The 12,532-nt window shown below is 69.0% G+C and carries 15 protein-coding genes; 8 read left to right on the top strand and 7 right to left on the bottom strand.

The window, feature by feature from the left end; translation table 11 throughout:
• The first annotated feature begins 229 nt into the window (after positions 1 to 229).
• From ACLBX8_RS25905 to sorB, 4 genes are all read left to right on the top strand, one after another.
• Positions 230 to 718 carry an RNA polymerase sigma factor gene (locus tag ACLBX8_RS25905; protein WP_447715996.1) on the top strand — a complete coding sequence of 163 codons (489 nt, stop codon included), beginning with the start codon at positions 230 to 232 and terminating at the stop codon, positions 716 to 718.
• On the top strand, positions 718 to 1,422 hold the full coding sequence (locus ACLBX8_RS25900) for an anti-sigma factor family protein (RefSeq protein ID WP_447715995.1): 705 nt from the start codon (positions 718 to 720) through the stop codon (positions 1,420 to 1,422). Before ACLBX8_RS25905 ends, ACLBX8_RS25900 begins: the two co-directional genes overlap by 1 nt.
• Positions 1,423 to 1,543: 121 nt before the next feature.
• Entirely contained in the window at positions 1,544 to 2,755 is a 1,212-nt protein-coding gene (gene sorA, locus ACLBX8_RS25895; RefSeq protein WP_447715994.1) for a SorA family sulfite dehydrogenase catalytic subunit, read from the top strand.
• A gap of 13 nt (positions 2,756 to 2,768) precedes the next feature.
• Positions 2,769 to 3,089: a SorB family sulfite dehydrogenase c-type cytochrome subunit gene (sorB, locus tag ACLBX8_RS25890; protein ID WP_447692994.1), complete on the top strand. Its 321-nt coding sequence runs from the start codon at positions 2,769 to 2,771 to the stop codon at positions 3,087 to 3,089.
• Between the two features lie 47 nt (positions 3,090 to 3,136).
• On the opposite strand, the gene ACLBX8_RS25885 is transcribed toward sorB, so the two are convergent.
• Together ACLBX8_RS25885 and copM are read right to left on the bottom strand one after the other, a co-directional pair.
• Positions 3,137 to 4,576 (bottom strand): YncE family protein, encoded by a 1,440-nt coding sequence (locus tag ACLBX8_RS25885; RefSeq protein WP_447715993.1) that lies wholly within the window; start codon positions 4,574 to 4,576, stop codon positions 3,137 to 3,139.
• 48 nt (positions 4,577 to 4,624) lie between these two features.
• A complete protein-coding gene (gene copM / locus ACLBX8_RS25880) occupies positions 4,625 to 4,957 on the bottom strand; it encodes a CopM family metallochaperone (protein ID WP_447715992.1) in 333 nt (110 codons plus the stop codon).
• Between the two features lie 262 nt (positions 4,958 to 5,219).
• Here copM and ACLBX8_RS25875 point away from each other — a divergent pair, with 262 nt between their 5' ends.
• From ACLBX8_RS25875 to ACLBX8_RS25860, 4 genes are all read left to right on the top strand, one after another.
• Complete coding sequence (locus ACLBX8_RS25875) at positions 5,220 to 5,729, top strand: RNA polymerase sigma factor (RefSeq protein WP_447715991.1); 510 nt, start codon at positions 5,220 to 5,222, stop codon at positions 5,727 to 5,729.
• A complete protein-coding gene (locus ACLBX8_RS25870) occupies positions 5,726 to 6,523 on the top strand; it encodes an anti-sigma factor family protein (RefSeq protein ID WP_447715990.1) in 798 nt (265 codons plus the stop codon). The genes ACLBX8_RS25875 and ACLBX8_RS25870 overlap by 4 nt, the downstream gene beginning before the upstream one ends.
• 89 nt (positions 6,524 to 6,612) lie before the next feature.
• Complete coding sequence (locus tag ACLBX8_RS25865) at positions 6,613 to 7,473, top strand: SGNH/GDSL hydrolase family protein (RefSeq protein ID WP_447715989.1); 861 nt, start codon at positions 6,613 to 6,615, stop codon at positions 7,471 to 7,473.
• Positions 7,470 to 8,354: a LysR family transcriptional regulator gene (locus ACLBX8_RS25860; RefSeq protein WP_447715988.1), complete on the top strand. Its 885-nt coding sequence runs from the start codon at positions 7,470 to 7,472 to the stop codon at positions 8,352 to 8,354. The genes ACLBX8_RS25865 and ACLBX8_RS25860 overlap by 4 nt, the downstream gene beginning before the upstream one ends.
• Before the next feature lie 13 nt (positions 8,355 to 8,367).
• Here the strand turns inward: ACLBX8_RS25860 and ACLBX8_RS25855 are convergent, their stop codons facing one another.
• The 5 genes from ACLBX8_RS25855 to ACLBX8_RS25835 form a co-directional block, all read right to left on the bottom strand.
• Positions 8,368 to 9,447 carry a molybdopterin-dependent oxidoreductase gene (locus ACLBX8_RS25855; protein WP_447715987.1) on the bottom strand — a complete coding sequence of 360 codons (1,080 nt, stop codon included), beginning with the start codon at positions 9,445 to 9,447 and terminating at the stop codon, positions 8,368 to 8,370.
• A 65-nt stretch (positions 9,448 to 9,512) separates the two neighbouring features.
• Entirely contained in the window at positions 9,513 to 10,592 is a 1,080-nt protein-coding gene (locus tag ACLBX8_RS25850; protein WP_447715986.1) for a YeiH family protein, read from the bottom strand.
• 54 nt (positions 10,593 to 10,646) lie between these two features.
• Positions 10,647 to 10,928, bottom strand: coding sequence for a hypothetical protein (locus ACLBX8_RS25845; protein ID WP_447715985.1), 282 nt, complete (start codon positions 10,926 to 10,928; stop codon positions 10,647 to 10,649).
• Between the two features lie 94 nt (positions 10,929 to 11,022).
• Positions 11,023 to 11,772 carry a DUF4396 domain-containing protein gene (locus tag ACLBX8_RS25840; RefSeq protein WP_447715984.1) on the bottom strand — a complete coding sequence of 250 codons (750 nt, stop codon included), beginning with the start codon at positions 11,770 to 11,772 and terminating at the stop codon, positions 11,023 to 11,025.
• Positions 11,769 to 12,518, bottom strand: coding sequence for a MauE/DoxX family redox-associated membrane protein (locus tag ACLBX8_RS25835; RefSeq protein ID WP_447715983.1), 750 nt, complete (start codon positions 12,516 to 12,518; stop codon positions 11,769 to 11,771). Before ACLBX8_RS25835 ends, ACLBX8_RS25840 begins: the two co-directional genes overlap by 4 nt.
• Positions 12,519 to 12,532: the final 14 nt, after the last annotated feature.

The following is a 12,532-nucleotide window of genomic DNA, read 5'->3' as shown; positions in this document are numbered from 1 at the left end:
CCGATAGCCACCGGTCCGCTTTGCGCCCATCCCGGTCATACAACCGCATCCTCACGATGCCTGAAAGCAGACATGCAAGCTTGGCATCGATTGTTCAGCAGCAGCAACGCTTCGATCAGCACTGCTGTGATGTAAGGCCTCCGGATATCCATGGTCACCGACGACCGTCGCGAGTCTGTGTGGCCATGTATCGTTGTGCTATGGAGTGCGGGGAGGATGACACGTCAGGATGCGGTCTATCGGTCAGCACCTCGTCGACGCGTGGCCGCGCCTGTATCGCTACGCGTTGACCCTGACGCGCGAGCCTGACGCCGCACGTGATCTGATGCAGCAAAGCGCTCTCAAGGCGCTCTCCACGCGGACGACTCCCCGTGAGCCTCGGGCGGCCCGCGCCTACCTGTTCCAGATCGTTCGCCACGCCTGGACCGACCGGATCCGCCGGACCCGCACCCACCGCGAGGACGATCTCCTCGATTGGCCCGACGAGGGGTTCGACGACCGCCTGATCGAGGCCATCGCCGTGCGCCAAGCCTTCGCCGCCCTCGATGCACCCTGCCGGTCTGTCGTGACCTGCGTGGATGTCGAAGGCTTGAGCTACAGGGAGACCGCCGAACGTCTCGGTATTCCCATCGGCACGGTCATGAGCCGGCTGCACAGGGCGAGAAAGATCATGCTGCACCGGATCGCCGGATCATCCGATGGGAACGGGGTGCCGTGATGCGCTGGGAGACCCTCAATGCCTATGTCGATGGGGAGCTCGATGCGCAGAGCCGGCACGAGGTCGCGGAGTCGCTGGCCCGGGACCCGGTCCTGGCCGCGCGGGTCGCGACCCTGACTCGGCTGAAGCAGGGCCTTAAGGCGGCGGTCGTGCAGCCCCGGCGCGCGCCCATCGCCCGCGCCTCCCTCGGATGGGCCTGCGCCGCGGCTTTGACCGTCCTCGTCGGCACAGGCTGGCTGGTGATGGCGTCCCGGCCCCCGTCCGATTCCGCGCGTGCCGCCTTCGCCGCCTGGAGCGCGGCGGGCTCGCCTGTGAACGATGTGCGGCTCGCAAGCGGCGCCCGTGGCTTCCCCCTCGATCTCGCGGTGGCCGGCTTCCGCTTGGTCTACCTGTCCCCGGACGACAGTCCGGCCGGTCGCCTCGCCGGGTACGAGGGACGTCATGGTTGCCGTCTGGCCCTCTGGAGCGGGCCGGCGCCTGTCCAGGCCGGTCTCAAGATCGCGGAAGGCAGCCGCGGCCTGCGTCTGGCCCGCTGGGACAGCGAGGGTCGCCACTACGTGCTCCTGTCCGAGACGGTGCCGGCCGAGCGGTTCGCCCTGCTGGCCGAGGCGGCCGTGCTGCTCACCAAGCCGGACATGACCGACCGCCTGCGCATCGCCCTGGACCGGGCCACCGGCCTCCCGGAGCGCCCCTGCGCCGGGTGAGGGGCGAGGATGGAAATTATTTCGATCCGCCGCGAATAGACCGGGGGCGCCATGCGTCTCCTCCTCCGCACAGCGCGGGCCCGAACGCCGGAGCCACGCGCGTACGGGGGAGGACTTTCGCATGCTCGACAGACGGGATCTCATCAGGCGCGCCGGCCTCACGGCCCTGGCGGGCCTCGGCGGCGGCAGCCTCGCTCCGCTGCGGGCGCTCGCGGGAGACACGGCCACACTGCCCTTCGGCAATGGCGAACGGCCCTTGGTGGCCTATCCGGGCAAGCGCCCGCTGCTCCAGATGACCGCGCGCCCGCCGCAGCTGGAGACCCCGTTCTCGGTGTTCGACGAGGGCGCGATCACGCCCAACGATGCGTTCTTCGTCCGCTACCATCTCGCCGACATCCCGACCGAGATCGATCCCGAGACCTACCGGGTCGCGGTCAAGGGGCATGTCGAGAAGGAGGTCTCGCTCTCGCTCGCCGACTTGAAGGCGATGCCGACGACCGAGATCGTCGCGGTCAACCAGTGCTCGGGCAACTCTCGCGGCTTCTTCGAACCGCGCATGGCCGGGGGGCAGCTCGCCAACGGGGCGATGGGCTGTGCTCGCTGGACCGGCGTGCCGCTGAAGGCGGTGCTCGACAAGGCCGGGGTGAAGGCTGGTGCCGTCGAGGTCGCCTTCGCCGGCCTCGACGGCCCCGTGATCCCTGAGACGCCGGACTTCGCCAAGTCGCTCAAGCTCGACCACGCCCGCGACGGGCAGGTGATGCTGGCCTGGGGCATGAACGGGCAGGACCTGCCCTGGCTCAACGGGTATCCCCTGCGCCTCGTCGTGCCGGGCTTCTACGGTACCTACTGGGTCAAGCACCTGGAGAGCATCAGTGTGCTCGACAAATCCTTCGACGGCTTCTGGATGCAGAAGGCCTATCGCATCCCCGACAACGACTGCGCCTGCACCGAACCCGGCAAGGCGGCGGACAAGACCGTGCCAATCAACCGCTTCACCGTGCGCTCCTTCCTCACCAACCTGACCGACGGGGCGGACGTGAAGGCCGGGCGCACGCCCTTGCGCGGCATCGCCTTCGACGGTGGTTCCGGGATCAAGTCGGTGGCGGTCTCCACCGACGACGGCAAGACCTGGACGGAGGCGCAACTCGGGCAGGATCTAGGCCCCTACGCCTTCCGCCCCTGGACCCTTGCTGTCGACCTGTCGCCGGGCGCGCACGCGATCCGGGTCCGGGCCACGGGCAAAGATGGGGTGAGCCAGCCGATGGAGCCGCGCTGGAACCCGGCCGGCTACCTGCGCAACGTGGTCGAGACCACCCGCGTGCGTGCGGCCTGAGGGAGTGACGAGAATGACCCGCATCACCCTCGCCCTGACGGCGGCCCTCGCCCTCGCGACCGGCACAGCCCTGGCCGCGCCGAAATCCTACGAGGTGCCGGAACCGACCGCGACCCTGCGCGCGCCGAAGGCCGGCACGCACGCGGAGGGCTTCGAGGCGGCCCAGGCGAACTGCCTCGTCTGCCATTCGGTGGACTACATCGCGATGCAGCCGCCGGGCAAAGGCGCGGCCTTCTGGGAGTCCGAGGTGCACAAGATGGTCAAGGTCTATCACGCGCCGATCGACGAGGCGCAGGCCAAGGCCATCGCCGCCTACCTCACGGACACCTACTGAGCATCGGTTTGCAAAGGGGGCGGTCCGGCGACCGCCCCTCCCTCTCGTTACCGCGGCGCCTGCGTCTGAACCGTCGCGCCGGTCTCGCCGGGCTTGCCCTCGACGATGACGAGGCTGCGCCGCGCGGCCTCGTTGGCGTTCTGCGTCACCTGCCGGATCGGGCCGACGGCGTTGACGATGGCCGCGCCCGCCGGGTTCGTCATGAACGCTGCAAGCGGCTCCAAGGGCCCGGTCCCCTTCGGATCGGCCGCGAGGGCCAGGACGTAGGGCTTCTTCGGCGTGAGGCCAGTCACCGCCGCCTGCAGGGTTTGCAGGACGCCCTGGTCGAACAGCGTCACCTGCGTGGCCGCCTTGCCGTCCGGCCCGGCCAGAGTCAGCGTGCTCGATTGGCCCGCCACGCCCAGCGGCTGGAGGTTCGGCGCGCCGTCCCCCTCCGGCACTGCCTCCGGGACATAGGCGACGCCCTGAGGCCCCTGGCCGATCGGGATCGTGGCGATGACGGCGTTGCTGCCCGTGTCGATCACCGCGACCGCATCGGCATTCTCCAGGCCGACATAGATCCGCGATCCGTCGCCCGAGGGCCAGAGGCCGTGGGGAAGCGCGCCGGTGGGAATGGTCGCGACCTGCGTGAAGTCGTCGGTGCGGAACACCTTCACTTGGTTCAGGCCGCCGATCGTCACGTAGGCGAACTGCCCGGCCTTCGTGCGCGCGATGTTGACGTGGTTGGTGATCGGGCCCGTCTCGATGGTCTTGATCGCCTTGAAGGGCGGCGTGGCCTCGAACACCTGGACGCGGCCGACGTCCTTGAGGGTGAACCACACCTGCTGGCCGTCCGGCGTCGCCGCGATGTCGGGGCAGAACGGGCTCTCCTGCTTGATCCGCCCGACGATCTCGCGGCTCTTCACGTCGATGGCAACCGTCTCGGGGCTGAAGCTGGAACAAACGTAGCCGTAACGCCCGTCGGGCGAGAAGATCGTCATGCCGGGCCCGTTCGGCACGGTGATCCGGCCGGTCTCCTTGCCGGTCCCGGCGTCGAGGATCGCGATATAGTCCTCGCCCCGCACGCTCACCCAGACTTCGCGTCCATTCGGCGTGAAGAACGCCTCGTGCGGCGAGCGGCCGACATAGGTCGTGTGGCGCACCGTGTTGGTGGCGGTGTCGATGAAGCTGACCGAGTTCGAGCCGATCGAGACGGCGAGCAGAGTCTTGCGGTCGGGCGAGAAGCCCATCCCATGGACGAGGAGCTGACCGCGATAGAGCGGGCTCAGGTTCGCGGGCGTCGTGTCGCCGAGGCGGATCACGCCGAGGAGTTTGTTGGCGGCGGGATCGATCACCGAGACCGTGTTGGAGAACTGGTCCGAGGTGTAGAACCGGTCTCGGGGGCCGACCGGCACGTCCGGCGCCGAGGCGGACCCCGGTGCCTGACCCGCGAGGGCGGTTCCACCGAGGAGGGCGAGCAGCAGGGTCGCCGGAATGACGTGTCGCATCGTAAGGTCTCTTCGCGCTGACGAGTGGGATGGCGAGCGGCGATCCGCTCAGTGATGGTGAGGGGCCGGGCTCCGCTGCGGCGTCGCACGCGCGACCGGCCGCTCGGCCAGGGCGCGGCGCATGACCTCGATCTCCTGCGCCTGCTCGACGATGATGCCCTGCGCGAGCCGGCGCAGGACCGGATCGCGGCCATAGGCGAGTTCGGCCTTCGCCATCTCGATCGCGCCCTGATGGTGCGGGATCATCATCGCGGCGAAGTCCCGGTCGGGGTCGCCGGACGGCGCCACCGCCATGTCCGCGTGCATTCGCGCCATCGATTGGCCCATCATCGCATCGAAGCCGCCGTATGCGGACTCCGCATGCCCGGCGCGCATCATCATGCCGCCACCTAAGGCACCCCCGGCCATGAGCAGGGTGATGAGGATCGCCGTCGGTGCTCCGCGCATGGTGTCTCCCGCAGTGTCGAGGTCACGCGGTGAGAGATGCCGGTAGGGCCGGGATATTCCCCGCGGCACCGAGCGCGCCGATCACGGATGCGTGATCGGATTTCGACATGCTATTCCGGAATAGATCCGGCGTTTCCGGCATCTCTTGTCCGAGCGGCGGCGCGAGCATGGCCAGCGCCCCGATCCGGAGACCGCCTTGGACGATCTCGCCGTCCTGATCGAACCGCAGATACCGGCCCTGCGCCGCTACGCGACCGCGCTGCTGCGCCAGCGTGAAGCGGCCGACGACCTCGTTCAGGACACGCTGGAACGGGCGATCCGCGCGTGGCCGCAGCGCCGCGAGGGCGATCTGCGCGCGTGGCTGTTCGCGATCCTGCGCAACCGCTACCTCGAAGGCGTCCGCCGCCGCCGGGGCATCGAGGTCGGCGTGGAGGCGCTGGACACGATCGCCGATTTGGGGGCCGATCCCGAGGCGGCTTTGGGCGCGCGGGACGTGCTCGATGGGATCGCCGCGCTTCCCGAGGAGCAGCGATCCGTCCTGCTCCTCGTCGCGGTCGAGGACATGTCCTATGCCGAGGTCGCCGCCGTGCTCGCGGTCCCCGTCGGCACGGTGATGTCGCGCCTCAGCCGGGCACGGGGGCGGATGCGCGCCATTCTCGATCTGGCCCCCACGATCGTCACCGGGCATCTGCGGAGGGTGAAATGACGGCGTCCGACCCGCGTCCCGTCGGCGAGGACGACCTGCACGCCTTCGTGGACGGACGGCTCGATCCGGGCCGCCGCACCGCCGTCGAGGCGTGGCTCGCCGCGCACCCGGAGGCTGCCGCCCGCGTCGCCGCCGATCGGGAGGTGCGAGACCGCCTGCGGGTGCGGCTCGCGCCCGTGGCGGAGGAGCCGATCCCCGCCCGCCTGCGCATCACGAACCTCGCGGCTCCGCGCCGAATGGTTATCCCGCGTTGGTGGACGAACGTGGCGGCGGCGGCAATCCTGCTCGCCCTCGGGGGCGCGGCCGGGTGGGCCGGGCGCGGCGCCGTGCCGGGCGCGGGCGCCCCCGCCGAACCGATGACCCAGGCGGCTTTCTCCGCCTTCCGCACCTACGTGGTCGAGGCCGCCCATCCGGTCGAGGTCCGCGCCGACGGCTCGTCCGAGCTCGTGCAATGGCTCACTGCGCGACTGGGGCGGCCTCTCACGGTGCCGGACCTGCGGGCACAAGGTTTTCGGCTGATGGGCGGCCGCCTGCTCCCCGCCGGGGACGGGCTGGCAGCCATGCTGATGTACGACGACGACCGGGGCACCCGCCTGACCCTCTACAGCCGGGCCGGGCCGTCCGGTGGGCGCGGCGTATTCCGCTACGCTCGCGCGGACGACGTGGCGGCCTTCTCGTGGATCGACGGGGGTATGTCCTACGTGGTGACCGCCCGCACGGACGAAGCGCGATTGCTTCGGGTCGCCGAGGCGGTCGACGCGCAGGTGGCGAGCCGACGGGGCGAAGCGCAGTGACGTCAACCCGCATGGCAGGGCAGAAGGCGAAACGGGGGACTACGATGACACTACGAGTGAGGCATGCCTGTAGCCTGCGCGGAGTATTCGTGCAGCTCCTGGGAGTGGTCGGCTGCGCGTTGCTCCTGGCATTGCCGGCGCGGGCAGAGCCAAGTCGGCAGACCTACATCGCTTTGGGCGACTCACTCGCCTACGGCCTTCAGATCGGCAAGCTGAAGGATCAGATCGCAGCGGGGGACGTCCGGGCAGAGAGCTTCAACACGGGCTACGCCTTTGTTCTCGCCGCGCACCTTCGTGCGCGGATGCCCCAACTCATGCTGGTCGACTTGGGCTGCCCGGGCGAATCCACGACCTCGTTCGTCAACGGACCCTGCGGCTTCGCGACGACCGGCAAGCCATTCGGCACGATGCCGCTGCCGCTTCACGTACCTTACTCAGCCGCCCAGCTCACGGCGGCGATTGACTACTTGGCCCAGCACCGCGGCACGATTAGCCTCATCACCCTCGACGTCGGCATCAACGACCTGCGTGCCGTCCTTCTCGGGTGCCCAGACAAAGCCGAATTCAATGATTGCGTGGCCGCTGGCCTGCCCGCCGCGCTCGCGCGTGCAGAGGCCAATCTGAAGCAGAGCCTCTCGGCGCTGCGTGCGGCGGCACCGGAGGCGCGCATCCTCGTCGGCACATATTACAACTGGCTCGCCGTCGACGATCCCGACACCGACCGTTTCGTCGAGGCCTTGAACCGGACGATCGCCACTGCGGCGACTGAGGCGGGTGCCGGCGTCGTCGATGTCTTCCCAGCTTTCAACCGCACCGGGGATACCCGCGCGCGTCTCTGCGACCTGACGCTGTACTGCACCCCGGCCCGCGATCTGCATCCCTCGGATGCAGGCTACCGCGTGATCGGTGACCTTTTCGCGAAAGCGCTCGCCGATCCCGCCAAGCCATGACCCTCGACCAGTTGCGGATCTTCGTGGCGGTGGCCGAGCGGCAGCATGTCACCCGGGCGGCCGAGGCGCTGAATCTTGTCCAGTCGGCGGTCAGCGCCGCCATCAACGCGCTGGAAAGCCGGCACGCCGTCAAGCTGTTCCACCGCGTCGGCCGTGGCATCGAGTTGACCGAGGCCGGCCGCGTCTTTCTCGGTGAAGCTCGCGCCGTGCTCGCCCGCGCCGGGGCGGCCGAACAGGTGCTGGCGGACCTCAGCGGCCTGCGGCGCGGCACGCTGGCCGTTCAAGCGAGTCAGACCATCGCCAGCCACTGGCTCCCCCGGCACCTCGTCGCCTTCCGGGCGGCCTACCCGGACATCGTCCTTCGGCTCGGCATCGGCAACACGGCAGAGGCCGCCGAAGCGGTGCGGGTGGGCACGGCGGAACTCGCTTTCGTGGAAGGCGCGATCGACGACGCCAGCCTGGGCAGCACCCCGATCGCCGAGGACCGGCTGGTGTTCGTGGTCTCGCCCGACCACCCGTTGGCCGGATGCGCACGGCCGGAACCCGCCGACCTCGCTTCGGCCTCCTGGGTGCTGCGGGAGCCCGGATCGGGCACGCGCTCCGCCTTCGAGGCGGCGCTCGTTGCTTTGGGTATCGCGCCAGATGCGTTCGCCGTCGCCCTGGAACTGCCGTCGAATGAGGCCGTCCTCGCCGCGGTCGTGGCGGGGGCTGGCGCGAGCGTTCTGTCCGAAGCGGTTGTCGGACCCTCGTTGAGAACCGGCGCGCTCGTCGCCATGCCCTTCGTCCTGCCGACGCGGACCTTTCAGGTCCTGCGCCACAAGGAGCGTTACCGCAGCCGCGCGGCCGACACACTGCTCGCCATGATCCAAGCTGCCCCTTGATCGCTGGCGCAACTCAGGCGACCTCGACCCGTACACGGTGCCACGAGGCGCTGAGGTAGCCCTTGAAGTTCCATGTGTCGTCCGGCTGCGCCGGCTGGGTCTGCCCGGCCGAGTCCCAGGCGCGCACCGCGAGTTCGTGTTCGCCGGGCGGAAGGTCCAGCACGATCTCCCAGAACGTCCAGGCGAAGGGTGCGCCGGCCTCGTGTTCCAGCGTGGCCTGACGCCAGGAGCGCCCGCCGTCGCCCGAGACATCGACCCGCACGACCGCCCGGTCTCCCGCGATCGCGTACCCGCGGACGGCGGTCTCGCCCGCTCCGAGCCGGGCCCCGCGCGGGGGCTCGCAGATCGCCGCGTTGAGCGGCATCGTCTCGATGGTGTGGCCTTTGGAAGGATCGGCGGTCTCGGCCGTCACGTCCGGTGGGAACAGCTTGTAATCGTCGGCTTGCATCGGGTTGGCCGACGGATGGTCCTGCACCGTAATGCGCCGCAGCCATTTTGGGCTGCGCACTCCGGCAAAGCCCGGCACGACGGCGCGGGCCGGGAAGCCATGCTCGGGTAGCAGCGGTGCCCCGTTCATCGCAAAGGCCAGCAGCGTCTCGCCGGCGAGCGCCTTGGCGAGGGGGATCGAGACGCCGTAGGGCCGGCCCTCGACCAGGTCGTAGCTCTCGAAGGCCACATGGAGGTCCGCTCCCGGCGTTACCCCTGCCGCCCGCAGGACGTCGCCGAGGCGGACGCCGGTCCAGTCAGCCGTCCCGATAGCACCTCCGTCCCAGGGATCGCCGGAGACAGGAGCGACGACCCGCATATCGGCACGGCGGTTGCCGGCGCACTGCATTGTGGCCGTGACGGTCGCCTCGGGAAAACGCGCGCGCAGATCCGCCAGTGACAGATCGAGGGGCTCGACACCCTCGCCATCGACGGACAGGCGCCATTCGGCAGCGTCGATCTCCGGCAGGTCGCCGTGGGAGCGGACGTAGAAATCGTCCGCGGCGGTCCGGTAGTGCGCCCGCAGGCGGTCCAGCGGCGGCTCGGCGTTGTAGGGCCGCTCGTTGTGGACGATCAGGCGCGCCATGCGCTCGGCTAAGCTCGGCATCGTGGCTCCTTCCGGGGAGAGGTCGGGGTTCAACGCATTCGGACGCACCGGGTGGCGCGCCCCGGTCAGGCGATGCCGAGCAGGCGGATCAGCCCGAGGCTCAGGACGGTCAGGGCGGCGAGAGAGGCGACGACCGCTAGGGTGACGCGGGGTCCCGCCTTGACGACGCTGCGCACATCGACCCCGAGGCCGAGGGCCGCCATCGACACGATAGTTAGCCCGTTCGCCGTCGCGGCCATGGGGTGCACGGCCGCCTCGGGAATGAGCCCCGCCGAGCGGAGCCCCGCCAGGGTCAGGAAGGCGAGGATGAACCACGGCACCAGCCGGTGCAGCGGCACCCGGCTCGGGGCGGGGCGCTCCCCTTCCGTCAGGGACGTTGCGGCCGTGTCCGCCTCTCCCCGCAGCCGGCTCGCCCCCAGCGAGAGAGCCAGCACCACCGGCCCGAGCATCAGCACGCGGACCAGCTTGACCAGGGTCCCGACCTGGACGCTGAGGGCGGCCACGGGGGCTGTCGCGGCGAGCACCTGCGGCACGGCGTAGACCGTGAGACCCGCGAGTACGCCGTACTGCATCGGCGAGAGCCCGAGCAGTGGCACGAGCAGGGGCAGGCCGAGCACGACGAGGACCCCGAGCACGGCGGTGAACGCGATGGACGAGGCGACGTCCTCGCCGTCCGCGCCGATCACCGGGGCCGCCGCTGCGATCGCCGAGTTCCCGCAGATCGAGTTGCCGCAGGCGACGAGGATGGCGAGGCGCGGGGCCAGCCCGAGAGACCGGCCAATGCCGTAGCTCCCGGCGATGGCGAGAGCCACCACCCCTGCGATGCCGATGAGCAGTCCGGGCCCCGCCGCAAGCAGTGTACCCAGGCTCAGCGAGGCTCCGAGCAGGACGACGGCGATCTCCAGGACGGTCTTGGCGCCGAATGCGATACCGCGAACGTAGCGCGGCCCCGGGCTCCAGGCAGTACGGACGGCCGTGCCCAGCACGATGGCAAGAACGAGAGCTTCCAGCCAGGCTCGGCCGAAGAGATACTCCTCGACCTCTTCCAGGGTGAGGGCGACGGCTGTCACCGCGAGGCATAAAAACAGGCCAGGCAGGACAGGGCGAAGCGCTAACTTCGATGTCAGAAAGGTTGCTTGGGGCATGGCGCGGACACATCGTGGGCTTGATCTGCCCCAATCATGGCCGCAACGAACCGATCATTCCAACGGAACGTATCGAACGTTTTGATCGAATTTTGTGATGATTTTTTGGCGTTCAGCAAACCTCGTTCCTTCATCGGAGGCGGCGCCGTAGAAATCAGTCATACAGAGTTCGTGGGAGCCCGACAGATCTCGGTTCTGGGGTTTCCGACGCGAACGAGTTAGTTTCAAACGGGCGTGTGTCGCCTGAACCACCACCAAACTCAGAGCAGGCGCTGGTGAAGTCAGGTTCAATTTTTCCCACCAGCTCATTGAAGCGGATGGACCGAGTTCGGCCAACTCCGGCTTCGTTAGCGGGTGCTATGAAACGGCTGAGTTGGTTTGTGTTCCGCCGGCCGGCTTTCGAGGGTTACACACAGTACAGACGACCGAATTACATCCGCTCCTTGATACCGACGCTTACGAGCCACCAGTTCACCGGGTAGCTCGTGAGGAAGCCCGCCACCATCGCGAGCTGCATGGCGAACCAGAACTCGACTGAGTTCACCGGCGCCGCCCGCCCCGCGAGGACCGGGTAGAGCTGGAACTGCACGAGGGCCATGAGGCCGTACATGCCGAGCTGCCACGAGATCAGCGACAGGGTGTCGGCCTTGATGGCCGCGACCAGTCCCTTGCCGGGCGAAAGCCCCCGCATCGGCACGATGGCATAATACTGGAACACGACGCCCAGCGCGTAGGCGAAGACGAAGTCCAGCACCCAGACCGCGTACATCTTTTCCTCGAACAGCGAGTGCCAGCCGAACCAGACCGCCACCGCCGGCACGAGGAAGGCCAGCCACTCGGCGGCGACGTCGCCGAGCATGCAGCCGCTACCGCAGTGGAGCGCCCCCGTCCCGACCATCACCGGGAACGGGGTCTGCGTCATGTTCGGCGGCTTGTCGCCCCGCTCCATGGCGCGGTGGTGCGCCTCCATCGTGGAGAGCCGCCCGTAGCGGTAGTACGCCCAGACCACGGCCAGCGTGCCGAACAGGGCGCAGACCGGCCAGACGATGTTCATCACCGCCATGTGCTGCGGGTGCCGGATCACCTGCACCGACAGCAGGAGCGAACAGGCGGCCCCGAGCAGGAGGGACGCGACGGCGAGGGCGTGGAGCCAGCCCGGGGCGGCGAAGGCGGCGCTCAATGGTGCACCGCCAGCATCCAGAGGGCCATGGCGACCATCATCACGTTCTCGGTCAGCGAGACGAAGCCGAGCGGCACCTTGCTCGACCCGCCGACGCAGGCGCACTTGATGTCCCGCTTGTCGACGTAGACCGCCTTGAACACCGAGATCGCGCCGACCGTGCCAATGAACAGGGCGACGGGGATCGAGATCCAGTTCAGGGCGCCCGCCACCATCAGGACGCCGGCGATGCCCTCCAGGAACGGGTAGGCGTAGGCGTAGCGCACCCAGCGCCGGCCGAGGAGGTCGTAGCCCAGGAACATCGAGGAGAAGCTTTCGACATCCTGCAGCTTCAGGAGGGCGAGCACGCACATGCTGAAGGCGATGAACCACTCGCCCGCGCGCATCGTGAACGGCGTGCCGTAGACCGCGTGGCTCGCCGCCAGCGCCATCAGCGCAGTCATGGAGAACACCGCGATGACAGGCGTGTAGGTCGGGGCGTTCGGGTCGTTGGCGGCCTTGCCGAAGTGACGCTGCAGGTCGTCGAAGCCGCCGACGCGCTCGCCTTTGATGAAGGTCTGGGGCGTCGATTTGACTTGGTGCTCCGCCTTGAACCGGTCGGTCTCCGCACGGTCGGTCAGGAGGTGGTCCTCGACCTCGAAGCCCTGGCGTTCGAGAAGGTCCTTGGCCTTCAGGCCGTAGGGACAGGTGTGTTCGGGGGTGGCCATCCGATAGAGGACGGCCTTGCGGGTGGCGGTGGCTTGCATCGAAGGCTCCGGGT

It is taken from the genome of Methylobacterium sp. D48H, assembly GCF_053345715.1.
This window is presented reverse-complemented; position numbering and strand designations above follow the sequence as displayed.

Bases quoted from the DNA above. Each gene is read 5' to 3' on its own strand.
- ACLBX8_RS25905 (WP_447715996.1), top strand. From the start codon at position 230: ATGCGGTCTATCGGTCAGCACCTCGTCGACGCGTGGCCGCGCCTGTAT.
- ACLBX8_RS25900 (WP_447715995.1), top strand. From the start codon at position 718: ATGCGCTGGGAGACCCTCAATGCCTATGTCGATGGGGAGCTCGATGCG.
- sorA (WP_447715994.1), top strand. From the start codon at position 1,544: ATGCTCGACAGACGGGATCTCATCAGGCGCGCCGGCCTCACGGCCCTG.
- sorB (WP_447692994.1), top strand. From the start codon at position 2,769: ATGACCCGCATCACCCTCGCCCTGACGGCGGCCCTCGCCCTCGCGACC.
- ACLBX8_RS25885 (WP_447715993.1), bottom strand. From the start codon at position 4,576: ATGCGACACGTCATTCCGGCGACCCTGCTGCTCGCCCTCCTCGGTGGA.
- copM (WP_447715992.1), bottom strand. From the start codon at position 4,957: ATGATGATGCGCGCCGGGCATGCGGAGTCCGCATACGGCGGCTTCGAT.
- ACLBX8_RS25870 (WP_447715990.1), top strand. From the start codon at position 5,726: ATGACGGCGTCCGACCCGCGTCCCGTCGGCGAGGACGACCTGCACGCC.
- ACLBX8_RS25860 (WP_447715988.1), top strand. From the start codon at position 7,470: ATGACCCTCGACCAGTTGCGGATCTTCGTGGCGGTGGCCGAGCGGCAG.
- ACLBX8_RS25855 (WP_447715987.1), bottom strand. From the start codon at position 9,447: ATGCCGAGCTTAGCCGAGCGCATGGCGCGCCTGATCGTCCACAACGAG.
- ACLBX8_RS25850 (WP_447715986.1), bottom strand. From the start codon at position 10,592: ATGCCCCAAGCAACCTTTCTGACATCGAAGTTAGCGCTTCGCCCTGTC.
- ACLBX8_RS25835 (WP_447715983.1), bottom strand. From the start codon at position 12,518: ATGCAAGCCACCGCCACCCGCAAGGCCGTCCTCTATCGGATGGCCACC.